This window comes from Cryptosporangium sp. NPDC051539 (genome assembly GCF_044454545.1).
In the GTDB taxonomy this organism is placed as follows: domain Bacteria; phylum Actinomycetota; class Actinomycetes; order Mycobacteriales; family Cryptosporangiaceae; genus Cryptosporangium.
The window spans coordinates 291,590-316,459 of the sequence record NZ_JBITDV010000011.1 but is presented as its reverse complement, the minus strand read 5'-3'; the positions used below and the strand labels follow the sequence as shown (position 1 = coordinate 316,459).

Sequence of the window (24,870 nt, the reverse complement as noted above, 5' to 3'; positions counted from 1 at the left end):
CCCGCTCACCTGGAGCGGGGGCCGGTCGGAAACGGTTACAGCTTGTCCGGCGCCGTGATCTTGCCGGAGATGATGTCGGCCTTGAACGTGTCGATCTGCGTTGCGTACTGCTTGAACTGCTCGTTGTTGATGACGTACCCGACGCCGTCTTCCTTCAGGCCGAGAACGGTGTTACCGGCCTTGAACGAGTTGTCTTCAACCGACTTGATGTAGTTGTAGACGGCGGTGTCGACGCCCTTCAGCGCGGAGCCGATGATGTACGGCTTCACCGCGGCAGCCGCGGTGAGGTACTGGTCGGAGTCGGTGCCGATGGCCCACTTCTTCGCGGCCGCAGCGGCCTCGAAGACACCGTTGTTCGACAGACCGGCGGCGGCGTAGATGACGTCCGCACCCCGCTCGTAGAGGCCGGTGGCGGCCACCTTGCCCTTGTCGGGCGCGGCGAAACCGCTGAAGTCCGGCGGCTGCGAGATGTAGGTCGAGAGGACCTTGATGCTCGGCTTGGCCGCCTTGGCGCCGGCCTGGAAGCCCGCCTGGAACTTCTGGATCAGCGGGTTGTTGACGCCGCCGACGAAGCCGACGGTGCCGGTCTTGCTGGAGAGCGCGGCCAGAGCGCCCACCAGGTAGGCGGCCTCGTTCTCCTTGAACGTGTACGACGCCACGTTGTCGCCGGTGACGCTGCTGTCGTCGATGATCTGGAACTTGGTGTCCGGGTAGTCCGGAGCCACCGCCTTCAGCGCGTTCGCGTACGCGAAGCCGACCGCCACGATCGTGTTGTAGCCGGCGTCGGCGAGTTCCTTGAGCCGCGCCTCCTTGTCGGCGTCGACCTCGTCGGCCTTGGCGGCGAGTTCCTTGCTCTCGAGCTTGAACTCCTTGCCGGCCTTGTCGAAGCCGGCCGCGGCGGAGTCGTTGAAGGACTTGTCGCCCCGCCCGCCGATGTCGAAGGCGAGGCCGATCTTCAGCGTCTTCGCGGAACCCGAGGACGACGACGAGCCCGAGCCCGTACTCGAGTCGCTGTCGCTCCCACCACAGGCGGTGAGTGCCATCGCCAAGACCGCGGCCACCGCCGCGAATTTCATCCCACGCGGGTAGCGCAAGACAATCTCCTTCCCCTCATGCATGCCCCGTCTGCGTCCGCCGCCGCGCCGCCGAGCGGACGCGGTCGGGGCAGAACTCCAGGGAGCGTAGGCGCAGGTAGAGATGTAAAGAAGCGGAGCATGCAGTCGTCACCGGACCGTGACTAAACCGCGATCGCGGCCAAAAAGCGGCACCCCGACACGCCGAATAGGGAACGGCAACTGTTGCCTAACGTGACGCATGTGCATTGGCAGCTAGTGAACCGATTCAGTCCCCTTTCGGGCGGTGTGAGAGTGCCCACTCACCTGGTCAGACACCTCACACCCTCATAGGGGGGTCCGGATCCTGGGAATAGCATTCGGGCATGCCCAGCGCCGCACCCACGGCCCGCCGTCTCCCGGCGGGCACGCTGTACCGGGGTCGAGAGGGGATGTGGTCGTGGGTGGCCCACCGGGTCACCGGCGTCCTCATCTTCTTCTTCCTCTTCGTCCACGTTCTCGACACCGCGCTGATCCGAGTGTCGCCGGACGCCTACAACGACGTCATCGCGTCGTACAAGCATCCGATCATGAGCGTGATGGAGCTCGGCCTGACCGCCGCGATCCTGTACCACGCGCTGAACGGGATCCGGATCGTGCTGGTCGATTTCTGGTCGAAGGGCACCAAGTACCAGGCCGTGATGCTCCGGGTGATCGTCGTGCTCTGGGTCGCGCTGATGGTGCCGAGCTCGTACTACCTGCTCAAGCACGCGTTCCTCGAAGTGTTCGGGAGCTGAGATGAGCGTCGGCATCGAGGCACCGAGGTCACCGCGTCGCCGGGCGGCCAACCGCACGAACTTCGAGATGTACGCCTGGGTGTTCATGCGCCTGTCCGGGCTGCTGCTCGTCGTCCTGGTCTTCACCCACCTGCTGGTGAACGCGTTCATCGACGGCGGCGTCCAGCGGGTCAGCTTCGCGTTCGTCGCCGGCAAATACGCGAGCCCGTTCTGGCAGGTGTTCGACCTCGCGCTGCTCTGGCTCGCCCAGTTGCACGGCACCAACGGGCTGCGGGTGATCATCAACGACTACGCCGAGCGGGACGGCACCCGGTTCTGGCTGAAGATGCTGCTGTACACCGCGACGACGCTGATCATCGCGCTCGGAACGCTGGTCATCTTCACGTTCGACCCGACTATCTCCTGAGGCGGGAGCGCTCATGCAGTTCCACCGGTACGACACGGTCATCGTCGGGGCGGGCGGCGCGGGGATGCGGGCGGCGCTCGAGGCCGGCCAGCGGTGCCGCACCGCCGTCCTCACCAAGCTCTACCCCACCCGGTCCCACACCGGCGCGGCGCAGGGCGGCATGTGCGCCGCGCTGGCCAACGTCGAGGAAGACAACTGGGAGTGGCACACCTTCGACACGATCAAGGGCGGTGACTACCTGGTCGACCAGGACGCCGCCGAGATCATGGCGAAGGAAGCGATCGACGCGGTCCTCGATCTGGAGAAGATGGGGCTGCCGTTCAACCGCACTCCCGAGGGCCGGATCGACCAGCGCCGGTTCGGCGGTCACACCCGCAACCACGGCGAGGCCGCGGTCCGCCGGGCCTGCTACGCCGCCGACCGCACCGGCCACATGATCCTGCAGACGCTCTACCAGCAGTGCGTCAAGCACGGCATCGAGTTCTACAACGAGTTCTACGTCCTCGACGTGGTGATGTCCGACGGCGTTTGCACCGGTGCGGTGGCGTACGAACTCGCGACCGGCGAGATCCACGTCTTCCACGCCAAGGCGGTGGTGTTCGCCACCGGTGGCTTCGGCAAGGTCTTCAAGACGACGTCGAACGCGCACACGCTCACCGGCGACGGCATGGGCATCGTCTGGCGCAAGGGCCTCCCGCTGGAGGACATGGAGTTCTACCAGTTCCACCCGACCGGCCTGGCCGGGCTGGGCATCCTGCTCACCGAGGGCGCCCGGGCCGAGGGCGGCATCCTGCGCAACGACGCCGGCGAGCGGTTCATGGAGCGGTACGCGCCGACGATCAAGGACCTGGCGCCACGTGACATCGTCGCCCGCGCGATGGCCACCGAGGTGCGTGAGGGACGCGGCGCCGGCCCGCACAAGGACTACGTCTACCTCGACCTGACGCACCTGCCGCCGGAGCAGCTCGACGCCAAACTGCCCGACATCACCGAGTTCGCGCGTACGTACCTGGGCGTCGAGCCGTACACCGATCCGGTGCCGGTGTACCCGACCGCGCACTACGCGATGGGCGGCATCCCGACGAACATCCACGGCGAGGCGCTGCGCGACTCCGAGCACGTCATCCCCGGCCTGTACGCCGCCGGTGAGGTCGCCTGCGTCTCGGTGCACGGCGCGAACCGGCTGGGCACGAACTCGCTGCTCGACATCAACGTGTTCGGACGCCGGGCCGGTATCGCCGCGGCCGAGTACGCGCTGGCCCATTCGCACGTGGACCTGCCTCCGTCGCCCGAAACCACAGTGGTGGAGTTGGTCGAAGGGCTCCGGACGTCCAGCGGCGACGAGCGGGTGGCCGACATCCGCAAGGAACTGCAGAACACGATGGATCTCAACGCGGCCGTCTACCGCACCGAGGGCTCGTTGAAGCAGGCGCTGGACGACATCGCCGGGCTCAAGGAGCGCTACTCCCGGATCTCGATCATGGACAAAGGGCAGCGCTACAACTCCGACCTGCTCGAGGCGGTCGAGCTGGGCTTCCTGCTGGACCTGGCCGAGGTGCTCGTCTTCTGCGCGGAGGCGCGCAAGGAATCGCGCGGCGGTCACTCCCGCGAGGACTACACCACCCGGGACGACGAGAACTACATGAAGCACACGATGGCGTACCGGCAGCCGAACGGCGACATCACGCTGGGCACCAAGCCGGTCGTCGTCACCCGCTACCAGCCGATGGAGCGCAAGTACTGATGGCTGCCACGATGGAGATCACGCGCGAAGCGACCGAGGACGAGCTCGTCGAGAAGACCCCGTCCGGCACGGTCATCCGCACCGTCAACCTCAAGATCCGGCGCTACAACCCCGAGATCGACGACGAGCCGCACTGGGAGACCTACGAGGTCCCGGTCACCCCGGGCGACCGGCTGCTGAACTCGCTCGGACACGTCAAGGGCTACCTGGACGGCACGCTGACCTACCGGCGGTCGTGCGCGCACGGCATCTGCGGCTCGGACGCGATGCGGATCAACGGCGTCAACCGGCTGGCGTGCAAGGTGCTGCTCAAGGACCTGCTGACCCGCGACGGCGAAGAGGTCACGATCGAGCCGATCAAGGGCCTGCCGGTTCTCAAGGACCTGATCGTCGACATGGAACCGTTCTTCGCCGCGTACCGCGCGGTGCAGCCGTTCCTGATCTCCTACGGCAACGAGCCGACGAGGGAGCGCCTGCAGTCGGCGGAGGACCGGGCGCGGTTCGACGACACGACGAAGTGCATCCTGTGCGCCGCGTGCACGAGTTCGTGCCCGGTGTTCTGGAACGACGGCCAGTACTTCGGGCCGGCCGCGATCGTCAACGCGCACCGGTTCATCTTCGACTCGCGTGACCAGGGGTCGGAGGAGCGGCTGGAGATCCTCAACGACGCCGAGGGCGTGTGGCGTTGCCGCACGACGTTCAACTGCACGGACGCCTGCCCCCGGGGCATCGAGGTCACAAAAGCCATCCAAGAGGTGAAGCGCGCCCTGCTCTTCCGCCGGGTCTGAGTCAGCGGCCCGCCCGCCGCAACCCCTTGACGCCCAGGTAGCCGATCACCGTGCCGATGGTGAGGGCCGTCACAATGAGTACAGCGTGGACCGTGAAGAACGACGTCGGAGAACCGTCGTGGAACGACCGCGGGTCGTCCCAGATCGCTTTCGCGAACCGCGGCCAGATCAGCCAGTTCCATATGCCGGCGAGCAAAAGGAACGCTGACCAGCGACGAGAGAGCAACACGGGCTCCAGTATGCCCGGTCGGCCGCGGCTGAGCGTTCGCTGTGCATACCTACAAGAATCCTCGCGTTCCGATCACGACCGCTACTCTGGGTTTGTTCCCGGTGCCAAGAGGTATGCCGGGGACACCGGAACTGTCGCAGTCCTCGACCCGGAGGCACACACACCGTGTCCGAGCCACTGCCAGGTCGTGCCGTTCCGCCCGAGACGATCCATACCGACGCCGAGCTAGCTGCGTTAGCCGAGATCATGCCGTCGGTTCCGGACAAACTCGAGGCCGCGGACACCGCGCCCACCTGGCCCCGCGAAATCCTCGATCCGGACGGGCTCGGCACCGAGCCCGCTGCCGACGCGAGCGCCGCCACCCGAACCGTCGCCGCCGGCGCCACCACGGCCACAGTGGTGCGAGCCGTCACCTCCGCGAGCGGCATCCGCACCGGCGGCTCCGTGATCCGCCCGTCGACCGGGGCGAGGGTCCGCTGGACGCCGATCGAGCCCATTGCCGACGAGTACGACGCCGCACAGGCGATGCGGAACAAGGGCTACAGCTGCCTCGGCGTCATCGGCAACGCCTCCCACTTACGCGGCTCCGGCGGCCACACGCCCTGGTGCTCGGAGGGGTTCGGCGGCCGGGCCTGCAAGTTCGGCAAGGTCTACGCGATCGACCTCACGGCGCCGAACATGACCGGCCTGGAGCGCTGGCTGATTCCCCAGCTGCGCGCAGGCGCCTACAAGTGGGTGTTCTACCTCAACATCAACGGCCACCAGTACACCCGGAGCGACTCGTTCCGCGGTCGCTACTCGTCGGCCGACCAGCACCTGCACCTGTCGGGCCTGGCGGGGCACGAGTCCGACAACTCGACGATCCTGCGCGACTACGAGAACCACCGCACCAACGGAGGAGAAGACATGGCTCAGGTGCCGCAGGCCGAGTGGGCGGCGATGAAGGACAACAGCAACCGCGCCCGCCAGCAGCTCGACGCGCTGGACGACGTCGTTCGCCGCGGCGCCGCCAGCGCGTACCAGGGCTCGGTGATGAAGCGTGACCACCAGTCCCAGGTCGAGCAGCTGAAGACCTACGTCGACGAGCGGTTGAGTGCGATCGAGCAGAAACTCGACGCGCTCATCGCCGCGCAGAACAACACGACGCCCCCGCCGTCGGCCTGACGCTCGCCGCATATCGGGGTGTGGGCGAGCGCCCACACCCCCATTTGTCCGCACATCCTCCCCAGCGACGCGCCCGGCTCCCGGTAGCGTTCGCGACGTGACACCGGTTCGACTCGTAGCAGCGGCGCTCGCCGCCGTGTGTGCCGTCAGCGGGCTGGTGAGCCCCGGCGCACCAGCCCGCGCTGCCGACGACCCGGCGTGCCCGATCGCCAAGGCGTCCCCGCCGATCAGCGCACCGCCGCAGCCGAAACCGCCTACCCGGGACGACTCCGGCGACCCCGTCGGCGGCGAGCGGATGGGCAGCGACGGTCTCGTCCTGCCCGGCGGGCCGGTCAAGGCGCTGCCGAAGACGCTGAACGCCCGCTCCTGGGTGCTCGCCGATCTAGACACCGGCCAGATCCTGGCCGCCTGCGCGCCGCACGCGCTGCACCCGCCGGCCAGCACGCAGAAGCTGCTCACCGCCCTGACCGCACTGCCCAAGGTGACGCCCGGCCAGGTCGTCACGGTGACCGCGAGCGACCTCGCGTTCGAGTCCGGCAGTTCGGCCGTCGGCCTGGTCGAGGGTGGCCGCTACAAGGTCGACACGATCCTGCTCGGGCTGATGCTGGTCTCCGGCAACGACGCCGCCAACGTGCTGGCCCGGCTGGCCGGCGGCGAGAACGGCGTCAAGGGCGGCGTCGCGGCGATGAACGCGACCGCGGCCGCGCTCGGCGCCCACGACACGCACGCGGCCACTCCGTCCGGCCTCGACGGCCCCGGCCAGTGGACCAGCGCCTACGACCTGGCCCTGATCGCCAAGGCCGACTTCGCCCGCGCCGACTTCCGCCGGTATACCGCGACGAAGTCCGCGCAGGTCCCGGCGCAGAAGCCGAACGTGCAGCCGCCGCGTACGTACGCCGCGTTCCAGATCCAGAACGACAACCGGCTGCTCTACAACTACCCGGGCGCGATCGGCGGCAAGACCGGCTACACCGACCTGGCTCGCCATACGTACATGGGTGCGGCCACCCGGAACGGCCGCCGGCTCGTCGTCACGATGCTCGACGGCGAGCACCGGCCGCAGCCGCTGTGGCAGCAGGCCGCCGGTCTGCTCGACTGGGGCTTCTCGCTCCCCTCGTCGACCGAGCCGGTCGGCCGGCTGGTGAACGGTGCGAACGACGCACCCTCTCCGGCAAAGACCCACCAGGCGGACGCCGAGCAGGCCGGCAAGATCGCGAAGGCCGGCGACAACGACGGGCCGTCGGCCTATTTCGTCGGTGCCGGAGTCGTGGGCGTGGCTCTGCTGGTGGTCGGCATCACGCTGCTCAGGGCTCGGCAGGTGCGTGCCCGGGCCGCGCGACGACGCCGTCCGGGCCGGCTTCCGTACCCGGTGGGGCCGGGTGGGCCTCCTCGCTCGTCACGACGGGAGCCGGATCGGGGTCCGTCCGGCCCCCGGCCGCGATCGGCCGGCCGTCCTCCGCAGCGATATAGCGCACCGTCGGGACGTCCGGACCGGCCCCGCCGCCCGGAAGAGCCCCGTCGCCCGGAGGAGCCCCGCCGGCCGGAGGGGCCTCGATGATCGCGACCACCTCGATGCAATCGGCCTCGGACGAGGCCGACGCCGAGCGGTCGATGACCGCGCCACCGCGCTTGGCGACGGCGGTGAGCGCGGCGCAGTAGAGCAGCAACTGGTCGAAGAGGTTGAGGAAGACCAGCAGACCGACGGTGCCGGCCACCACCGTGTACGCCGGGTTGGACTCGGTCATGTTGATGTAGAGACGCCCGACCGTCTTCAGCAGTTCCAGCCCGACCGCGCCGAGCAGCGCCGGGCCGATCACCCGCCGGAACGACATCCGGAGCCGGGGCAGCCCGGCCAGGAACCCGGCGAACGCGACGACGTTGACGATCATCCCGGCCAGGAATGCCAGGACACTCAGCGTGGTCGTCCCGATCGCGCCGTCCTGGCCGGCCGCGCCGAGCAGCCACTCGGCCCCGTTGGAGATCACGATCGTCACGCCGACCGAGAGCAGCAGCGCGGCGCCGAGCAGGATCAGCGACACCACGTCGGTGAACGTCCGGAGGAACCAGTTGCTCGGGTACTCGTTGCGCCGCCAGACCGCCCGTACCGAGCTGCGGATGCAGTCGACCCACCGCTGACCGGCGAACAGGAAGCCGACGACGCCGATGATGCCCGCGGTGTTCCGGGCGTCGGCGATCGCGCTCACCGGCAGCCCGGGGATGTTCTGCAGGAGGAACTGCTCGACCTGCGTGGTCAACGCCGCGTCATCGGACAGCAGGAAGCCGAGGATCGAGAACGACAACAACCCGAGCGGGAACGCGGCCAGGAACGCGTAGTAGGTCATCGCCGCGGCCAGGCGGCCACCGTGGACGTCGTCGAACCGCACCGCGGCGACGATGATCGTGTCGAACCAGCGCCAACGATCGCGGGCCCGCCGGACCGGACCGACGATCCAGCCCGGTACCCCGGGAAACGCGACGAACCGATCGGCCATGCCGCGCCCCCTCGAAGTTCCCCTACGCCGCCGGGAAGGGGAAATCTTGCCGCGGGCGCCACCGCCCGTCGACGCCGTGCTCGAACAACGTAAATCCCGGTACCCGGAAGCGGGCCTCGAAATGCGCGAGCTGTGCGTAAACCCGGTCGAGGGCCTTGTCGTCCAGATCGTGCGCGACCGTCACGTGTGGGTGGTACGGGTACAACCGCTCGCGGTCGAGCGGTCCGGTGCGGATGTCCTTCTCGAGCATCTCGCACTCGCTGATGCCGCTCGCGACCGCGACGAACACCACCGCGGTCACCGGGCGGAACGTGCCGCTCCCCCGCAGATGCAGATCGAACGGCGTGTGGCGGGTCGCCGCGACCCGCAGGTGCTCGACCACGACCGGCAGCTCGTCGTCGGCGAGCGCGGTCGGGCCGAGCAGGGTGACGTGGGCCGGGATGAACTCGGCCATCGGGTCACCGGCACCCCGGCGGAACTCGTCCAGTTGACCGCCGTACGGTGCGGGGATCGAGAGCGCGACCCCGATCGTCCGCGTCACGGCGCAGCCGGGGGCAGGAACCCGATCCTGTCGTAGGCCGCGGCCAGCGTCGGGGTGGCCACCCGGCGGGCCTTCTCGGCGCCGATCGCCAGCACCCGGTCGAGCTCGGCCGGGTCGTCGAGGTACGACAGCGTCGCCTTCTGGATCGGCGCGACGAAGTCGGCCACCGTGGCCCCGAGATCCTTCTTCAGGTCGCCGTAGCCCTTGCCCTCGTAGGCCGTGGTCAGCTCGTCGATCGTCCGGCCGGTGAGCGCCGAGTAGATCGTCAGCAAGTTGCTGACCCCGGGCTTGTTCTCCTGGTCGAACACGATCTCGCGACCGGTGTCGGTGACCGCCGAGCGGATCTTCTTCGCGCTGCGGTTCGGCTCGTCGAGCAGGTCGATGACGCCGTTGGCCGACGACGCCGACTTGCTCATCTTCGCGGTCGGGTTCTGCAGGTCGTAGATCTTCGCCGACTCGCGGACGATGTACGGCTTCGGCACCGTGAAGACGTCGCCGAACGTGCTGTTGAACCGCTGCGCGAGGTCGCGGGACAGCTCGACGTGCTGCCGCTGGTCTTCGCCGACCGGCACCGCGTCGGCCTGGTAGAGCAGGATGTCGGCGGCCTGCAGGATCGGGTAGGTGAACAGGCCGACGCTCGACCGTTCGACGCCGCCCTTGGCCGACTTGTCCTTGAACTGGGTCATCCGGCTGGCCTCGCCGAAGCCGGTGAGACAACTGAACACCCACGCGAGCTGCGCGTGTTCGGGGACGTGGCTCTGCACGAAGAGCGTGGACTCCCCGGGGTCGATGCCGACCGCGAGCAACTGCGCGGCCGATACCCGGGTACGGCGGCGCAGCGCCTCCGGGTCGTGGCCCGCGGTGATCGCGTGCAGGTCGACGACGCAGTAGTAGCAATCGTGGGTCTGCTGCATCAGCACCCAGTTGCGTACCGCCCCGAGGTAGTTGCCGAGATGGAACGAGTCGCTGGTGGGCTGGATACCGGACAGCACTCGGGGACGTGTCTCACCCATGCACGACATTGTGTCAGGACCGGCGGCCGCCCGGTTCACACGGACGACTGGATCGATACCATCGCACCGGACAATCCGAGGAGCGGACATGAAACTGCTGGTGACAGGTGGAGCCGGCTACATCGGCAGCGTCGTGACCCGCCTTCTGGCCGACGCCGGGCACGACGTCACGGTGCTCGACGACCTCTCGACCGGGCACGCCGACGCGCTGCCGGCCGGGGTTGCGCTGCACGAGCTGCCGATCCATTCGGTGGCGTCGGTCCTGACGCCGGAGGCCGGGTTCGACGGGGTTCTGCACTTCGCGGCCAAGATCGCCGCCGGTGAGTCGGTGCAGTTCCCCGAGCGGCACTTCCACACCAACGTGATCGGGTCGCTCGCGCTGCTGGACGCGATCCGGGCCGCAGGGGTGCCGCGGATGGTGTTCAGTTCGACCGCAGCGGTCTACGGGAACCCGCTGGAGGTGCCGATCACCGAAGACGCGGTGAAGGCCCCCACGAACCCGTACGGCTGGACGAAGCTCACCGTGGACGCGGCGATCGGCGCTGAGTGCACCGCGCACGGTCTCGGCGCGATCAGCCTGCGCTACTTCAACGTGGCCGGCGCGTACCTGCCGGAGGGCGGTCCGGCGCTCGGCGAGCGGCACGACCCGGAGACGCACCTGATCCCGATCGCGCTCGACGTGGCCGCGGGCAAGCGGGAGAAGCTGCAGGTGTTCGGCGACGACTACCCGACGCCCGACGGCACCTGCGTGCGCGACTACATCCACGTCGCCGACCTGGCCGCCGCCCACCTGCTCGCCCTCGACGCGATCGCGCCGGGCCGGCACCGGATCTACAACCTCGGCAACGGCAACGGGTTCAGCAACCAGCAGGTCGTCGAAGTCGTGCGGACGGTCACCGGAGCACCGGTGCCGGTGGAGATGGCGGCCCGGCGTCCGGGTGACCCGGCCGAACTGGTCGCGTCCAGTGCCCGCGCGAAGGACGAGCTGGGCTGGGTACCGGCCCGGCCCGACCTGCACCGGATCGTGTCCGACGCGTGGGATTTCTACCGGTCAGGCGTTCGCGGCTAGCTCGAGCGCGTATTCCGGCCACAGCTGCCCGGCCTCCGGCGCTCCGTCCCGGCAGGCGCCGTCCGAGATCCCCGGCTGCTTGACCCACAGGTAGGCGTCCACCAGCGGGTTCCCGGTCTTCGTCGACGGCGGCGAGCCGAGCGCGCGGCCGGGCGGGTTGCACCAGCGCAGGTCGTCGGACTCCGGCGGCGCACCGGCGCCGTTGCGGCTGGTGTCGATGACGAAGTGCTTGCCCGCGCTCTGCGCCGAGATCTTCGCGCCGTACGCGATCGACGCCTCGGTGGTCTGGAAGTTCCCGACGTTGAGCGCGAAGCCGTCCGCACGCTCGAGGCCGGACGCGTAGAGCACCTGGGTCATCCGGTCGGCCGGCATCCAGGCCGCGTTTCCGGCGTCCAGGTACACCTTGAGCTTCGGGTTGGCCTTGAGCGTGCGCACAGCGTCCGTGAGCAGCGTGAACCGCTCCTGGGCCTGCGCCGCGGTCAGGCAACCGTCGATCGTGTGCACGACCGAGTCGGGCTCGAGGATCAGATAGGCCCCGGTGTTCCTGGTCGCGGCGGCGAGCTTGGCGATGAACGCCCGGTAGGCCGCCGCGTCCGGCGCACCGCCGGAGGCGCCGCTCGCACCGCAGTCCCGGTTCGGCAGGTCGTAGGCGACCAGCACCGGCGTCCGTCCGGCCTTGACCGCGCTCTCGACCAGCGTTTTCGCTTTCGACGCCAGGTCCGGGCCGTCGTCGGCGAACCAGGTCGCCACCGGCTGGGACGCGATCTTCTTCATCAGTTCGGCATCGTCTTTGCGGCCCTCGGCGATCCAGGTCGCCCGCTGCCTCTCGGGCGCCCCGCCGGGAACCAGGTAGAACGGATCGTTCGGGTCGGCGGGCTGGCTGATCGGCGGCACCTTCGCGGCCTTCTCGGCGATCGAGTCGCCGCCCCGGCTCCAGACCAGCGCACCGAGCGCGAGCACGATCACCAGGCCGACGCCCAGCCAGAGCCACGGTGCGCTGCGGCCGGGCGCCGTCGTCGCTTCCACCGGAGTCGCGGCCACCGGCGCCCCGTCGTCCGGGGGCGGGTCGTCGGACGGGGTGAACAGCCCGGTCGGCGCGAACGCCGCCCGTCCCGGCGCCTCTTCCGAGGTGCCGGGACGGGGTGACTCGGGAGTACCGGTCAGGAGACGTTCACCCACTTGGCCACCGACGGCGTTCCGTCGCTGTTGACCAGGTACAGCAGGTAGTAGCCGGCCGGCACGAGCGCGGCCCCGGTCGGAATCGTCAGGTCGACGCCGTCACCGGACTTCTTCAGGTCCAGCGCCAGCGACCGCTGCTCGACGTCGGTCGTGTGCGTGACCGAACTCGGCTTGATCAGCCGCGCCTTGGCGACGCTGGCCGCGTCCGGCGTGCTGTAGTGGACGGTCGTGCCGCGCTTGGCGGTCTTCGGGCCGTCGGTGATCGTCGGGCGCTTGCTGCCGTTGAGCAGGTACGGCGGCGTGTAGATCTCGATCCGCTGCTCGAAGTCGCCCTGGCTGAAGTCGTCCTTGCTCTTGTAGAGCGGGTCGCCGCCGAACGTCACCACGCGGCCGTCGGGCAGCAGGAGCGCCTCGGAGTGGTAGTTACGACCCACGCGCGGCCGGGCCACCGGGTCGAACGTGTCCGACTCGGGGTGGTAAATCTGCGCGGTGTACAGGTCGGACTCGCCGCGGCCCCGGTAGTCCTTGGAGCCGTTCGTCGTGAACACGCTGTCGTCCGGCATCAGCACGGCGCTGAGGTACCGCGTCGGGTTCGGCAGGTCCGCGGTCCGCTTGTACGCCGGGTTGGCCTGGTTCAGGTCGATGACCGCGGTGCGCTTCGTCGACACCGGCGAGTCGCCGTTCTTACCGCCGCCGAGCACCATGACCTTCTGGTCCTGGGCCGGGGCCAGCAGCAGCGACGCGCTGGTTTCCAGCTTGTCGGCGTCCGGCAGGCCGGGCACTTCCTGGAACGTGTTCGTCTTGGTGTCCCAGATACCGGGCTTGCGCTGCGACTGCGGCTGGCCGTAGCCGGACGACGACCCGGAGAAGAACAGCTTGTCGTTCTTCATCAGGAACAGCGCCGGGTAGGTCGGGTACTGCTTGGTCATCTTCGGCTCGGCGACCCACTTCTTCTGGGCCGGGAGGTAGCGCTCGGTCTCGGCGACCAGACCGCCGACCTGGTTCAGCCCGGAGACCGCGAGCAGCGTGCCGTCGGACTGCTGCGCCAGCGTCGGGTACCAGCGGGCGTCGACCATGTCGCTGACCCGCTCGTACTTCTCGGTGTACGGGTTGAACTCGAAGCTGTCGGCGATGCCCTGGAACTCTTGCTTCTTGTAGTTGATGTTCTTGGCGTTCGCGTGCACGTCCTTCGCGTCCTGGCCCTTGAGCGAGCTCGTGATCGCGAACTGCTGCAGGCTGTCGACGCCCTTGCCCTGGCCTTCCTCGAGCGCCTCGACGAAGACCGCGGTGCCGGTACCGGCGGTCGTCACCTTCTTGCCGACGACGGTCTTCGTCCCCGGCTTCAGGATCGCGGTCTGCGTCGAGTGGTACTTGAGACCGGTCGTCTTCGAGGTGAAGACCGTGCCCTTGCCCAGCACGTAACGCCGGTTCGGGTTCTCGTTGATCACCGTCATCGTGCCCGAGGCACGCTTCACGTTGGCCGGGAGGACCTCGTAGCGCTGGGTGCCACCGGCCACGACGAGCTTGCCGTCGGGCAGGAACGAGTGACCACCGCAGAACATGTCGACCGGCGTCGGAATCATCTTGAAGTGACCCGTCGCCGGGTCCCACAGCATGGTCTTGAACTGGCCCTTGGCGAAGACCTTGTCGCGGTTGCCGGATCCGGCGATGAGCAGGACCTTGCCGGTCGGGAGCAGCGCCGCGTGGATCGCGTTGATCCGGTACGCCGACGGGACCTTCAGGAAGTCCCACCTACCGTTCTGCGCCTGGAAACCCGGACGACTGGCCTGGAACTCGTAGACCTGGTCCATGGCCGCTGCCACCAGCGGCCGATTCACGACACCGATGGCACCGAGAACCACGACACTCATGAAACTCGCCAGCACGCGCCGCTTGGCACTCCAGCGCGGACGGGGGCGGGGACTCATGCGGCAGGCTCCATTTCTCGTACGGACACTGGCGGAGCAGCGATCTGCTCGGGCTTCTTACGCCGGGATCGGCTGAACATCCAGATCACGACCGGCGCGAGGCACAGGAGGAGCCGGAAGACGCCCCACCACCACATCGTGCTCGAGGAGTGTTCGTAGTAGACGCCGGCCGCGAGGATCGCGATGTAGAAGAACGCCCACTGGAGGTGCTTGCGGAACGTGCGCAGCCGGTCGGCGCTCGCGGCGTCGCCCTTGGGCGTGATCACGAAGCCGGTGCGGCGCCGGAAGACGGTGCCGACCAGCGAGGACCCGTAGACGGGTCCGCAGATCAGCGAGATCAGACCGCCCCGCAGACCGGTCGAGCCCGGTGGTTCGTGCGGGCTGACGTTGTGTCTGCGGTTCCAGAAGTACAAGACCGTCTGCAGGATGAACCCGTCGACGTAGAGCATCAGCCACAGGTCGAACGGCACCAGGACGCCCTTGATGCTGCCGGCCAGGAACATCGCTGCGTTGAGTGCGCCCACCAGCCACATCAGCGCGGTCGTGGGGTAGTAGACCAGCAGCATCGAGTAGTAGAAGATCCGCCTCAGACCGAGGTGGGCCATCAGCTTCGGGAAGTTGCGCTGGACGAGCAGCTCGTGCGTACCGCGCGACCACCGGTGCTGCTGGGTGAAGAAGTCGCTCCAGGACGACGGGCCCTCGCCGACCGCCAGCACGTCCGGCGTGTACACCGACTTCCACTTCTTGCCGGTGTTCGGGTTGCGGGTGCCGTGTAACAGCATCCCGGTCGCGAAGTCTTCGGTGATCGAGTCCTGCACGCCCTGGATCTGCATGAGGGCCGAGATCCGGATCGCGTTGTTGGTGCCGACCAGCATCGGGGACCCGTAGCGGTTGCCGGCCCGCTGGATGATCGCGTGGAACATGAACTGCTGGGACTCGGACGCCTTCGTGACGAAGTTGTCGCAGTTGCCGTAGACCTGCGGGCCGACGACGAACGCGACGTCCGGATCGCGGAAGTATCCGAGCATCCGCTCGCAGTAGTTGGGCAGCGGCGTGTGGTCGGGGTCGACCGAGACGAAGACGTCGTACTCGGCGCCGTGCTGGATGATCCATGCGTTGTAGTTGCCGTGCTTGGTCTTCGCCTTGTGCGGGCCGGCGGTCGTGTTCCACGCGCCGACGCCTTTGCGGCTGAAGTGGTTGACGCCGTTGCGGGCGCACATCGCCCGCACTTCGGGGTCGTCACCCTCGTCGAGCAGCCAGACGTCGTACTTCCCGGGGTGCCGGATCTTCATCGCGGCCTTGAGCGTGTGCTCGACCATGTCGATCGGTTCCTTGCCGGGAACGATCGTGGTGAGGAACGCGACCCGCAGGTCCGGCGCGGGCCATACCGGGACCGGGTTACGGCTGTTGATCGTCGCGACGACGAGCGTGAACGTGCTGGCCAGCCGGAATGCCTCGACGATGATCGTGGTGACGATGAGGACGGTGCCCGCGTACCGGAGGTACTGGTTCACGGCGACGTCGTCCGCGCGCGGCTCTGCGCCGATCACGATCAGCCAGGCGAAGAACGCGATTTCGAGACCCATGGTCGTCAGCGCCAATAAGGCGGTCCGGATCGGACGCCGGCCGGGCAGCTTCTTGTACTGGACCTTGTAGTCGCTGGCCGGCGCGACCTGGATCTCGCCGGTGAGCTGGCTGAAGCGCTCGTAGTCGTAGACCGAGACCTGCGGGAACTGGCCGGTCGTCGAGACCCGGCGGCGCCGGTCTTCGGCGGTGAGCTCGTGTAACTCGTAGTCGGGGATCGAGATGGCCTTGAACGTGCCGGTGTCCTCGAACGCGCCGACCTTCGCGGTGCCGCGCGCGCCGGAAGCCGGCGGGGCACTCGCAGGGGCGGGCGGAGCACTCGCCGGCACGGACGCGGCCGCGTAGGCCCGCTGCTGGCCGTACTGCTGCTGACCATGCTGCTGCTGGCCGTAGGGCTGCTGGTTCTGCTGACCGCCGGGGGGCGGGTACTGACCCGCGTATCCCTGCTGCTGCTCCGGCATCCGGGGCACGGACCCGGAGACGCGCGGAACCGAGCCGGAGACGCGCGGAACCGGCCCGGAGACCCGGGGCACCTGTCCGGAGGCGTACGGGCCTTCTCCGACGCGGGGAATGTCGCCGGAGAGACGGGGAATCGGCGCACTGGCGCGCGCGACGGCGGGACCGTCACCCTGCGACGGGGGCGGCGGTACGACCGCGCGGCCGCGCGACTGCGGCTCGTCACCGGCCGGCGGCACCGGCACGGACGCCGACCCCACCGACGCAGACCCCACGGACGCGGACCCGACCGACGCAGACCCGACCGATGCAGACCCGACCGATGCAGACCCGACCGACGCAGACCCGACCGACGCAGACCCCACGGACGCCGAACCGACGGATGCGGAACCTACTGACGCCGAACCGACCGACGCCGAACCGGCCGCTCGGGGCTCGTGGCCCGGAGGCGGCGGAATCGGGACGCTGGCCCGACCGGAAGAGGGCGCGCCCCCCGAACCCCCGGCACCCGAGGGCGGGGACTGCTCCTCGTCGGGTTCGGCAGCCGGGCGCGTCGAGGGGACGCGCACCCGGCCGACAGCCGAGTTGCCGGGCTGCGACGAGTCGTCATCACTCGCCGCAGGCCTATTCGGCGCGGTCATTCAAGCCCTCCTCCGACAGGGGCAAAGCTCAGCCCCTGACTGATACGGATGTCGAGTTGATTGGTTCGGCGGTTTCGCAGGTAGGCCATCGCCGACCGCACCGTCAGCTGTGTGAGCAGGGGCGCCGACCGGCTCGAACCGGCAGCTGATTTCGGATTTACGACCACGGTGTTAATCACGCACCGTGACTCGGCAGGTCCCCTCCATGCCGTCCATCCGAAAATCTCCCTGCATCGAACGCATCTACCTGTATGTCCAGATTCTGCTTGTCGGTTTGGGCAACCCCTTCTCGACCGGCATCAGAGCTCCTGGTCGCCGATCATAAGCAACGTGCGCACTCTCATGTGAAGGTGCCGAGAAAATTTCATGACGATTTGTCAATGGAGGGGAATGATTTACCGCATTTTCGGAAATGTACTTTGAAGTCTGATTCTGGATTACCGACGAGAAGGTTGAGAGCGCAACTAACTAGTAATGTACGACGATTGTCGGCTTTGACCATCGATCCTTATGTCCAGCTATGGGCTTTCTGTAAAACTTCACAGCCCGATAGTGACACCGAGCCTGCGTGAGCGTTGTCAACCTTGCGACGAAACAGCCAACTCTTAGAGTGTCAGAAAGCTGACAGACATCAAAACCCGCCAGTACGTAACGTCCGCCACCTTTGTCACGGGAAATTCACAGGCAGCAACTTTGCGCAATTGAATAAGCACGCACAGTAAGACGGCTCCCGCCTTGAGGCGGGAGCCGTTTTCTCACTCAGAGGCAGCAGTCAGTCCGCGAACCGTTCGGCTGCCTCGACGACGTTCGCCAGCAACATCGCCCGGGTCATCGGCCCGACCCCACCCGGCATCGGGGCCAGGAAGCCGGCGATCTCGGCCACCGACGGGTCCACGTCGCCGGCCAGGCCGTTCTCGGTGCGGGTGATACCCACGTCGAGCACGGCGGCACCCGGCTTCACCATGTCGGCCGTCAACATGTGCGCGTGCCCGGTCGCGACGACGATGACGTCGGCGGCGCGCGTGTGCTCGGACAGATCGCGCGTCCCGGTGTGGCAGAGCGTCACCGTGGAGTTCTCGGTGCGCCGGGTGAGCAGAAGGCCGAGCGGGCGTCCCACGGTCAGCCCACGGCCGACCACGACCACCTCGGCGCCGTCCAGCTTCACGCCGTAGCGGCGCAGCAGCTCGACGATGCCCCGGGGAGTGCAGGGCAGCGGCGCGGGCACCCCGAGCACCAGCCGGCCCAGGTTCGTCGGGTGCAGGCCGTCGGCGTCCTTGTCCGGGTCCATCAGCTCGAGGACGCGGTTCGCGTCGAGCCCGCGGGGCAGCGGTAGCTGGACGATGTACCCGGTACAGGCCGGGTCGGCGTTCAGCCGGGCCACCGCGCCCTCGACGTCCTGCTGGGCGGCGTCGGCCGGGAGGTCGACGCGGATGCTCTCGATGCCGACCTCGGCGCAGTCGCGGTGCTTGCCGGCCACGTAGGCCCGGGACCCCGGATCGTCACCCACCAGCACCGTTCCCAGCCCCGGCGCGACACCGCGCTTGCGCAGCGCGGCCACCCGGTCTGAGAGTTCGGCCCGCACCAGGGCCGCCGTCGCCTTGCCGTCCAGGAGAGTCGCGGTCACGGCCTCATCTTGCCCGATGCTGCCGAAACGTTCCGCCCGACCTGGGCCGGCTAGATCGGCAGCAGGGTTCCGATCACCTTCGTCAGCTGGTCGGCATTGCGGCACTCGTACATGTCGACGAGCGTCCGGTAGGCGTCGGTCGCCGAGTCGCCGCTCCCCCACGACGCCCGCGGCTCCGGGTTGAGCCAGTACACCCGCTTGGCGCGATCCACGATCTGACGCAGCGCGGGCAGGTTCGGGTCGCCACCGTTCGTCCGGCCGTCGCCCAGGATCAGCACCGACGTCCGCGGCCCGATCGAGCCCAGCGAGTCGGTGACGAAGTCCCGCAGCGCCCGCCCGTAGTTGCTGTGCCCGTCCCAGCGCACGACCCCGGATTCGGCCAGGATCCGCTCGACCAGCCCCGCCGGGTCGGCGTCGTTGTCGGCCACCAGCGACGTCACTTCGGCCGTGGCGTCCACGAACGCGAACGCGCGGACGCGGGAGAACTGGTCGTGGAGCGCCTCGACCAGCATCAGCGTGAAGTGGGCGAAGCCCGCGACCGAGCCGGACACGTCGCAGAGCAGCACGATGTCGGGCCGCCCGGGCCGCGGCTTGCGGAACGCCGGACGCATCGCGACCCCACCGGTCGACAGCGACCGGCGGAACGTGCGCCGCAGGTCCAGCTCACCGCGCTTCTTCCGCCGACGGCGGGCACCGAGGCGGGTCGCCAGCCGCCGGGACAGCGGCGCGACCGTCCGGCGCAGGGTGGCGAGTTGCTCGCGGTTCGCGGTGACGAAGTCGCGGTGGTCAGCGGCCTTGGGCACCGAGTAGCGCGCGATCCGGTCGCGCCCGCGCAGCTCGGCGACCCGCCGCCGGGCCTCGGTCGCGACCATGCGCTCGAACTCGTCGACCCGGCGCCGGGCCTCCTCGCGGGCGAGCCGGTCGGCGAAGGCACCGGACGCCATCCGCGCAGCGACCTCGGCGATCAGCGTCTGCGGGCGGAGCCGCTCCAGCGCCTGGTGGGCCGACCAGCCGCCGGCGCCGGGCGAACCCCCGGAACCGATCTGTCCGTACGTACCCAGCGCGGCCACCGCCTCGGCCGCCAGTTGCGCCATCAGCTCCGAGTCCCCGGAGATCAGCGCCTCCCTCAGCGCGGCCCGGAGATCCGCGACGTCCGCGGCCTCGCCGTCCCTGGTCACCTCCGGCGCGCCGGTCGCGATCGGGAAGAAGAGGTCGAACACCGCGTCGAACACGGCCTCGTGGCCCGAGCGGCGCAGCAGCGTCGCCGCCAGCCCGTGCCGGAGCTGTTCCCGGTCGGCCAGGCCCAGCTCCCGGATCGCGGTCGCGGCGTCGATCGTCTCCCCCGGGCCGATCTGCAGCCCGTGCTCCCGCAGCGCCCCGACGAAGCTGACGAGCCGGTCGGTGACGCCGCTCGGCGTGTCGTCCTGCGGCCCGGACACGGTCACGACTTCAGGACGCTGTCGAGCCGCAGACGCTTGGCGGCGTGGACGACGTCCGCCTGATGCTTGAGCAGTACCCCGAGGGAGTCGCGGACGACCTCCTCGTCGAGGGTCTCGGCGCCGAGCGCGAGCAGCGTGCGGGCCCAGTCGATCGTCTCGGCGACCGAGGGCGCCTTGCGCAGCTCCATCGCGCGCAGCGCGCCCACGACCCGCACCACGGAGGCGGCGAGGGCGTCGTCCAGGGTCGGGACGTGCAGCCGGACGATCTGCTCCTCGAGCGACGCGTCGGGGAAGTCGATGTGCAGGAACAGGCAGCGCCGCCGGAGCGCCTCCGAGAGCTCGCGGGTCGCGTTCGAGGTCAGGACGACGAACGGCGGGCGGGTCGCGGTGATCGTGCCGAGCTCGGGCACGGTGATCTGGAAGTCGCCCAGCACCTCGAGCAGCAGGCCCTCGATCTCGACGTCGGCCTTGTCGGTCTCGTCGATGAGCAGGACGGTCGGCTCGTCGCCCTGGATCGCGGTCAGCAGCGGACGCGGCAGCAGGAACTCCTCGCTGAAGACGTCGGCTTTCGTCTCTTCCCAGTTCTCGTCCTGGCCGGCGGTGATCCGCAGCAACTGCTTGGCGTGGTTCCACTCGTAGAGGGCGCGGGACTCGTCCACGCCCTCGTAGCACTGCAGCCGCACGAGGCGGGCCCCGACGGCCGACGAGACCGCTCGGGAGAGCTCGGTCTTCCCGACACCGGCCGGACCTTCGACCAGTAATGGCTTCCCGAGCCGGTCGGCGAGGAAGACGGTGGTCGCGACGGCCGGGGACGCGAGGTACCCGACCGACGCCAGCTTCTCGGTGACGTCGGTGACCGACGTGAAGAACCCCATGCCCCCACTATTGCTGACGCTGCACGTCCAAATGCATTGTTCGGCAAGCGGCCAGGCGCGGGGTCGTTGCCCGAAACCTGGAGCCCGCCCAGGGCGACGCTGACATCCGCGCCACTCGACGCCGCGTACACGTTCGTACTCAAGTCGTGTGGCGCGGCTGTCAGCGTCGTTCTGGGCGGGCCGCCCACTCAGTGGTAGAAGTGGCGGGTGCCGGTGAAGTACAGGCTGACGCCGGCGGCCTGGGCGGCGGCGATCACCTGGTCGTCGCGGACGCTGCCGCCGGGCTCGACGATCGCCGTGATGCCGGCCGCGGTCAGCACCTCGAGGCCGTCGGCGAACGGGAAGAACGCGTCGGACGCGGCGACCGAACCGGCGGCGCGCTCACCGGCCCGTGACACCGCCAGACGCGCCGAGTCGACCCGGTTCACCTGGCCCATCCCGACCCCGACGGTCGCCAGACCGGATGCCAGCAGGATCGCGTTGCTCTTCGCCGCGCGCACCGCACGCCAGGCGAACTCCAGGTCGGCGAGCGTGGCCGCGTCGGCCGGCTCACCGGTGACGAGCTTCCAGTTGGCGACGTCGTCGCCCGGGGCGTCCACCGCGTCGATGGTCTGCACCAGGCCGCCGCCCGACACCTGCCGGAACTCGACGCCACCGCTGCTGCGCGCGGGCGCCACCAGCAACCGGATCGACGGCTTCTTCGACAGGATCTCGACCGCACCGTCTTCGTACGAGGGCGCGACGACGACCTCGGTGAAGATCTCCGCGACCTGCTCGGCCATGGCCACCGACACGGGCCGGTTCACGGCGATCACGCCGCCGAACGCGCTCACCGGATCGCACGCGTGCGCTTTCCGGTGCGCCGACGCGATGTCGTCCGCCGACGCGATGCCGCACGGGTTCGCGTGTTTGATGATCGCGACGGTCGGCTCGGTGAAGTCGTACGCGGAGCGGTAGGCCGCGTCGGCGTCCACGTAGTTGTTGTAGGACATCGGCTTGCCGTGCAGCTGCTCGGCCTGCGCGATGCCGGCGACCGCGTCGTGGTCGATGTAGAGCGCGGCGGCCTGGTGCGGGTTCTCGCCGTAGCGCAGTACCTCGGCACGCTCCAGCGCGATCCCGGCGAACGCGGGCCAGCGGTAGTCGCCGGTCTCCTCGACCAGCTCCCGCGCGGTCCAGCCGGCGACCGCGACGTCGTAGGCGGCGGTGTGCGCGAACGCGCGCGCGGCCAGCTGCCGTCGGGTGGCGAGGTCGAAGCCGCCGGCCCGGGCCGCGTCCAGCACCAGCGGGTAGGCCCCCGGCTCGACGACGATCGCCACGTTCGCGTGGTTCTTGGCCGCGGCGCGCACCATCGACGGGCCGCCGATGTCGATCTGCTCGACGACCTCGTCGTGCCCGGCGCCGGAGGCCACCGTCTCCCGGAACGGGTAGAGGTTCGAGATGACCAGGTCGAACGGCGCGATGTTCAACTCGTCGAGCTGCGCGACGTGCGCCGGGTTGCGCAGGTCGGCCAGCAGGCCGGCGTGGATGTGCGGGTGCAGCGTCTTCACCCGGCCGTCGAGCGTCTCCGGGAAGCCGGTGACCTCGGCGACCTGGGTGACCTGGACGCCGGCGGCCGCGATGCGGCCGGCGGTGGAGCCGGTGGAGACGATCTCGACGCCGAGCTCGCTCAGCCCGATGGCCAGCTCCTCGATCCCGGTCTTGTCGTACACGCTGATCAACGCGCGCCGGATGGGCTTCCGGTCGGGCTGCGCCTGCGTCATGGGATCGAGACCTTCCTTCCAGTGACGGTCCAGCCCTCCCGGGCCAGCCGGCCGATCGAGTCGACGAGCATCTCCCGCTCGGCGACCTTGATGCGTTCGTGCAGGCTCGCGACGTCGTCGGTGCCCAGCACCGGAACGACCCGCTGATCGACGATCGGCCCGGTGTCGACACCGGCGTCGACGAAGAACAGCGTGCAGCCGGTGACCTTCACGCCGTGCTCGAGTGCGTCGCGCGGGCCGTGCATGCCCGGGAACGAGGGCAGCAGCGCCGGATGGCTGTTGACCACCCGGTTGGTGAAGCGATCGAGAAACGTCCGGCCCAGCAGTTTCATGAACCCGGCCGAGACGACCAGGTCGGGCGCGTACCCGGCGACGACCTCGGCCAGGGCCGCGTCCCACTCTTCCCGGGACGGCTGGTCGGCGAGACGCCGCACGAACGTCGGGACCCCGGCCTTCTCCGCGCGGACGAGGCCTTCGATGCCGTCGCGGTCGGCCCCGACCGCGACGATCTCCGCCCCGTAAGCGGGATCAGCGGCGGAATCCAGGAGCGCCTGCAGCGTGGTTCCGGATCCCGATACGAGGACCACGACTCGGGCTGCCACGACACTCCTCGAACTCCGGCGGTGTCCCGAGCCTAACCGGTTCGGCGCCCGTCTTCGGCACCGGCGGGTTCGGCCTGCTCCCGCGGACGCTCGACCGGTGCGGGGCCGGCCAGCAACGTCTGGATCAGACGGCGCAACGGGGGCGCTTTCCCGGTGCTCTCCGGCGTCCAGCGCTTCGTCGCCGACCAGGACGCCCACGAGGCCCGGGTTCGCGCGACCGTAGCGCCGACCAGTGCGGCCACCGCCACCTCGACCGCCAGCACGATGCCGACGTGCCAGGGCGACGGACCGACCTCGGCCAGGCGTCCACCGCCGAGCGGGCCGGACGCGGCGGCGGCGGCGAGCCCGATCAGCACACCGGAGACCGGGCCGGCGACGAGCGCGCCCCCGAGCGCGATCCGCCAGCGTGGGAGCTCGTCCTCCACACCCGGGCCAGCAGACACGGTCGGGCGGGCGGTCACCGCGCCGGCCAGCAGACCGGCGATCAGCGGGGCCGCGAGCGCCAGGCTGACCATGCCCGACGCCGGGCCGGTCGGGACCGCGGCGAGCAGCGGGAACGAGGGCAGCGGGGCGAGCTGCACGGTGCTCGCGTCGACGGCGGTGCCGTCACCGACCGCGAAGCCGGGCCCGATCAGGTACGCGGTGGCCCAGACCGCCGCGGTCGGCGCGTACAGGACGCAGAGCGCCACGATCGCGATCCCGCCGACGACCCCCGCCTGCAGCGAGCTGAAGATCGTCCGGAACTCCTGCTGGGTGACGACGGTCTGCGCACCGGCCGCCAGCACGCCCGCGGTCAGCACGGCCGCCGCCGCGACCCCTCCCGCCTTCACGCCTTGGCGGACGACGCCGGGCAGGCGAAACGTGGCCACGGCACCGAGCCCGGACGCCCGCGCCGCGCCCCAGCAGGCGGCGAAGCCGGCGGTCAGGCCGGTGATCACTCCGGCGGCGGCCGGGTCGGCGCGCACACCGCCGGTGTCGCCGAGCAGCGCGGCGATCATGCCGATCGCGCCGTACGCCAGTCCGACCGCCACCGCGACCCGGATCACGCCGAGCCAGGACTCGGCCCCGGTGGCGAGCGCGCTGTTGCGGCCCGCGCGGTAGAGCTGGCGCAGGATGAGGGCGCTGAGCAGGAGCGGGATCAGCCCGACCGGTCCGCTCCCGGTCTGCAGCCGGACGCCGTGCGCGAGCAGCCACCCGTCGGCGGCGAGGCGGAGCGCGTCACCCGCGGGTGCGCCCGAACGGTTGTCGACCACCCAGACCACCAGCGCGATCGCGGCCAGTGGGCCCACCACGACCAGCGCGGCCCACCCGGCGGTCGTGACCGCCGCCGCCGGCAGCGCTACGCGCGCTGACGGAGGAGAAGGGGCGCGGGGGGACACCGTCTTACTGTGACAGGCGAATACCACGGGGGTGATTCGCCATCCCGGCGTGTCGTGCCCTATGTGAAGACCCACGTGGGCTATGGCCCACGTAGGTCTTCACCCGGC

20 protein-coding genes and 1 pseudogene are annotated in these 24,870 nt (G+C 69.5%); 7 read left to right on the top strand and 14 right to left on the bottom strand.

The window, feature by feature from the left end:
• Positions 1–35: 35 nt before the first annotated feature.
• On the bottom strand, positions 36–1,094 hold the full coding sequence (locus tag ACIBZJ_RS31795; RefSeq protein WP_395936162.1) for a BMP family protein: 1,059 nt from the start codon (positions 1,092–1,094) through the stop codon (positions 36–38).
• A 344-nt stretch (positions 1,095–1,438) separates the two neighbouring features.
• Between ACIBZJ_RS31795 and sdhC the strand changes: the two genes are divergently transcribed.
• The 4 genes from sdhC to ACIBZJ_RS31775 are packed head-to-tail and all read left to right on the top strand — an operon-like array spanning position 1,439 to position 4,787.
• Positions 1,439–1,849, top strand: coding sequence for a succinate dehydrogenase, cytochrome b556 subunit (gene sdhC, locus ACIBZJ_RS31790; RefSeq protein ID WP_395936160.1), 411 nt, complete (start codon positions 1,439–1,441; stop codon positions 1,847–1,849).
• A 1-nt stretch (position 1,850) separates the two neighbouring features.
• On the top strand, positions 1,851–2,255 hold the full coding sequence (locus ACIBZJ_RS31785; protein WP_395936158.1) for a succinate dehydrogenase hydrophobic membrane anchor subunit: 405 nt from the start codon (positions 1,851–1,853) through the stop codon (positions 2,253–2,255).
• A gap of 13 nt (positions 2,256–2,268) precedes the next feature.
• Positions 2,269–3,999 carry a succinate dehydrogenase flavoprotein subunit gene (gene sdhA / locus ACIBZJ_RS31780; protein WP_395936156.1) on the top strand — a complete coding sequence of 577 codons (1,731 nt, stop codon included), beginning with the start codon at positions 2,269–2,271 and terminating at the stop codon, positions 3,997–3,999.
• The gene (locus tag ACIBZJ_RS31775) at positions 3,999–4,787 is read left to right on the top strand and encodes a succinate dehydrogenase iron-sulfur subunit (RefSeq protein WP_395936154.1); all 789 of its coding nucleotides are present in this window, start codon (positions 3,999–4,001) and stop codon (positions 4,785–4,787) included. The genes sdhA and ACIBZJ_RS31775 overlap by 1 nt, the downstream gene beginning before the upstream one ends.
• Before the next feature lies 1 nt (position 4,788).
• On the opposite strand, the gene ACIBZJ_RS31770 is transcribed toward ACIBZJ_RS31775, so the two are convergent.
• Positions 4,789–5,016: an SCO4848 family membrane protein gene (locus ACIBZJ_RS31770; RefSeq protein ID WP_395936152.1), complete on the bottom strand. Its 228-nt coding sequence runs from the start codon at positions 5,014–5,016 to the stop codon at positions 4,789–4,791.
• Positions 5,017–5,262: 246 nt separating this feature from the next.
• Between ACIBZJ_RS31770 and ACIBZJ_RS31765 the strand changes: the two genes are divergently transcribed.
• Entirely contained in the window at positions 5,263–6,180 is a 918-nt protein-coding gene (locus tag ACIBZJ_RS31765) for a hypothetical protein (protein ID WP_395936150.1), read from the top strand.
• A gap of 97 nt (positions 6,181–6,277) precedes the next feature.
• A complete protein-coding gene (locus ACIBZJ_RS31760) occupies positions 6,278–7,738 on the top strand; it encodes a D-alanyl-D-alanine carboxypeptidase family protein (protein ID WP_395936148.1) in 1,461 nt (486 codons plus the stop codon).
• An 82-nt stretch (positions 7,739–7,820) separates the two neighbouring features.
• Here the strand turns inward: ACIBZJ_RS31760 and ACIBZJ_RS31755 are convergent.
• The 3 genes and pseudogenes from ACIBZJ_RS31755 to trpS all read right to left on the bottom strand — a co-directional run.
• Positions 7,821–8,672 (bottom strand): annotated as a pseudogene (locus ACIBZJ_RS31755) (YihY/virulence factor BrkB family protein); the annotation flags it as partial.
• A gap of 22 nt (positions 8,673–8,694) precedes the next feature.
• Positions 8,695–9,213 carry a 2'-5' RNA ligase family protein gene (locus ACIBZJ_RS31750; RefSeq protein ID WP_395936146.1) on the bottom strand — a complete coding sequence of 173 codons (519 nt, stop codon included), beginning with the start codon at positions 9,211–9,213 and terminating at the stop codon, positions 8,695–8,697.
• Positions 9,210–10,226, bottom strand: coding sequence for a tryptophan--tRNA ligase (gene trpS, locus ACIBZJ_RS31745; protein ID WP_395936144.1), 1,017 nt, complete (start codon positions 10,224–10,226; stop codon positions 9,210–9,212). Before trpS ends, ACIBZJ_RS31750 begins: the two co-directional genes overlap by 4 nt.
• 88 nt (positions 10,227–10,314) lie before the next feature.
• Here trpS and galE point away from each other — a divergent pair, with 88 nt between their 5' ends.
• The gene (gene galE / locus ACIBZJ_RS31740; protein WP_395936142.1) at positions 10,315–11,295 is read left to right on the top strand and encodes a UDP-glucose 4-epimerase GalE; all 981 of its coding nucleotides are present in this window, start codon (positions 10,315–10,317) and stop codon (positions 11,293–11,295) included.
• Here the strand turns inward: galE and ACIBZJ_RS31735 are convergent.
• From ACIBZJ_RS31735 to ACIBZJ_RS31695, 9 genes are all read right to left on the bottom strand, one after another.
• A complete protein-coding gene (locus tag ACIBZJ_RS31735; RefSeq protein WP_395936140.1) occupies positions 11,278–12,474 on the bottom strand; it encodes a glycoside hydrolase family 6 protein in 1,197 nt (398 codons plus the stop codon). The two genes, galE and ACIBZJ_RS31735, sit on opposite strands and share 18 nt — an antisense overlap.
• Positions 12,456–14,402 carry a galactose oxidase-like domain-containing protein gene (locus tag ACIBZJ_RS31730; protein WP_395936138.1) on the bottom strand — a complete coding sequence of 649 codons (1,947 nt, stop codon included), beginning with the start codon at positions 14,400–14,402 and terminating at the stop codon, positions 12,456–12,458. Before ACIBZJ_RS31730 ends, ACIBZJ_RS31735 begins: the two co-directional genes overlap by 19 nt.
• The gene (locus ACIBZJ_RS31725; RefSeq protein WP_395936136.1) at positions 14,399–16,717 is read right to left on the bottom strand and encodes a glycosyltransferase family 2 protein; all 2,319 of its coding nucleotides are present in this window, start codon (positions 16,715–16,717) and stop codon (positions 14,399–14,401) included. The genes ACIBZJ_RS31730 and ACIBZJ_RS31725 overlap by 4 nt, the downstream gene beginning before the upstream one ends.
• 1,138 nt (positions 16,718–17,855) lie before the next feature.
• Positions 17,856–18,707, bottom strand: coding sequence for a bifunctional methylenetetrahydrofolate dehydrogenase/methenyltetrahydrofolate cyclohydrolase (locus tag ACIBZJ_RS31720; protein ID WP_395936134.1), 852 nt, complete (start codon positions 18,705–18,707; stop codon positions 17,856–17,858).
• Between the two features lie 50 nt (positions 18,708–18,757).
• Complete coding sequence (locus ACIBZJ_RS31715) at positions 18,758–20,146, bottom strand: VWA domain-containing protein (protein WP_395936132.1); 1,389 nt, start codon at positions 20,144–20,146, stop codon at positions 18,758–18,760.
• A gap of 2 nt (positions 20,147–20,148) precedes the next feature.
• Positions 20,149–21,021 (bottom strand): AAA family ATPase, encoded by an 873-nt coding sequence (locus ACIBZJ_RS31710; protein WP_395936130.1) that lies wholly within the window; start codon positions 21,019–21,021, stop codon positions 20,149–20,151.
• 188 nt (positions 21,022–21,209) lie between these two features.
• Entirely contained in the window at positions 21,210–22,781 is a 1,572-nt protein-coding gene (gene purH / locus ACIBZJ_RS31705) for a bifunctional phosphoribosylaminoimidazolecarboxamide formyltransferase/IMP cyclohydrolase (protein ID WP_395936128.1), read from the bottom strand.
• Positions 22,778–23,383 carry a phosphoribosylglycinamide formyltransferase gene (gene purN, locus ACIBZJ_RS31700; RefSeq protein WP_395936126.1) on the bottom strand — a complete coding sequence of 202 codons (606 nt, stop codon included), beginning with the start codon at positions 23,381–23,383 and terminating at the stop codon, positions 22,778–22,780. Before purN ends, purH begins: the two co-directional genes overlap by 4 nt.
• 32 nt (positions 23,384–23,415) lie before the next feature.
• On the bottom strand, positions 23,416–24,762 hold the full coding sequence (locus ACIBZJ_RS31695; protein ID WP_395936124.1) for a DUF6350 family protein: 1,347 nt from the start codon (positions 24,760–24,762) through the stop codon (positions 23,416–23,418).
• Positions 24,763–24,870 lie beyond the last annotated feature (108 nt).

Coding starts and splice junctions, on each gene's coding strand:
- sdhC (WP_395936160.1), top strand. CDS start 1,439: ATGCCCAGCGCCGCACCCACGGCCCGCCGTCTCCCGGCGGGCACGCTG.
- ACIBZJ_RS31785 (WP_395936158.1), top strand. CDS start 1,851: ATGAGCGTCGGCATCGAGGCACCGAGGTCACCGCGTCGCCGGGCGGCC.
- sdhA (WP_395936156.1), top strand. CDS start 2,269: ATGCAGTTCCACCGGTACGACACGGTCATCGTCGGGGCGGGCGGCGCG.
- ACIBZJ_RS31775 (WP_395936154.1), top strand. CDS start 3,999: ATGGCTGCCACGATGGAGATCACGCGCGAAGCGACCGAGGACGAGCTC.
- ACIBZJ_RS31765 (WP_395936150.1), top strand. CDS start 5,263: ATGCCGTCGGTTCCGGACAAACTCGAGGCCGCGGACACCGCGCCCACC.
- trpS (WP_395936144.1), bottom strand. CDS start 10,226: ATGGGTGAGACACGTCCCCGAGTGCTGTCCGGTATCCAGCCCACCAGC.
- galE (WP_395936142.1), top strand. CDS start 10,315: ATGAAACTGCTGGTGACAGGTGGAGCCGGCTACATCGGCAGCGTCGTG.
- ACIBZJ_RS31730 (WP_395936138.1), bottom strand. CDS start 14,402: ATGAGTCCCCGCCCCCGTCCGCGCTGGAGTGCCAAGCGGCGCGTGCTG.
- ACIBZJ_RS31710 (WP_395936130.1), bottom strand. CDS start 21,021: ATGGGGTTCTTCACGTCGGTCACCGACGTCACCGAGAAGCTGGCGTCG.
- purH (WP_395936128.1), bottom strand. CDS start 22,781: ATGACGCAGGCGCAGCCCGACCGGAAGCCCATCCGGCGCGCGTTGATC.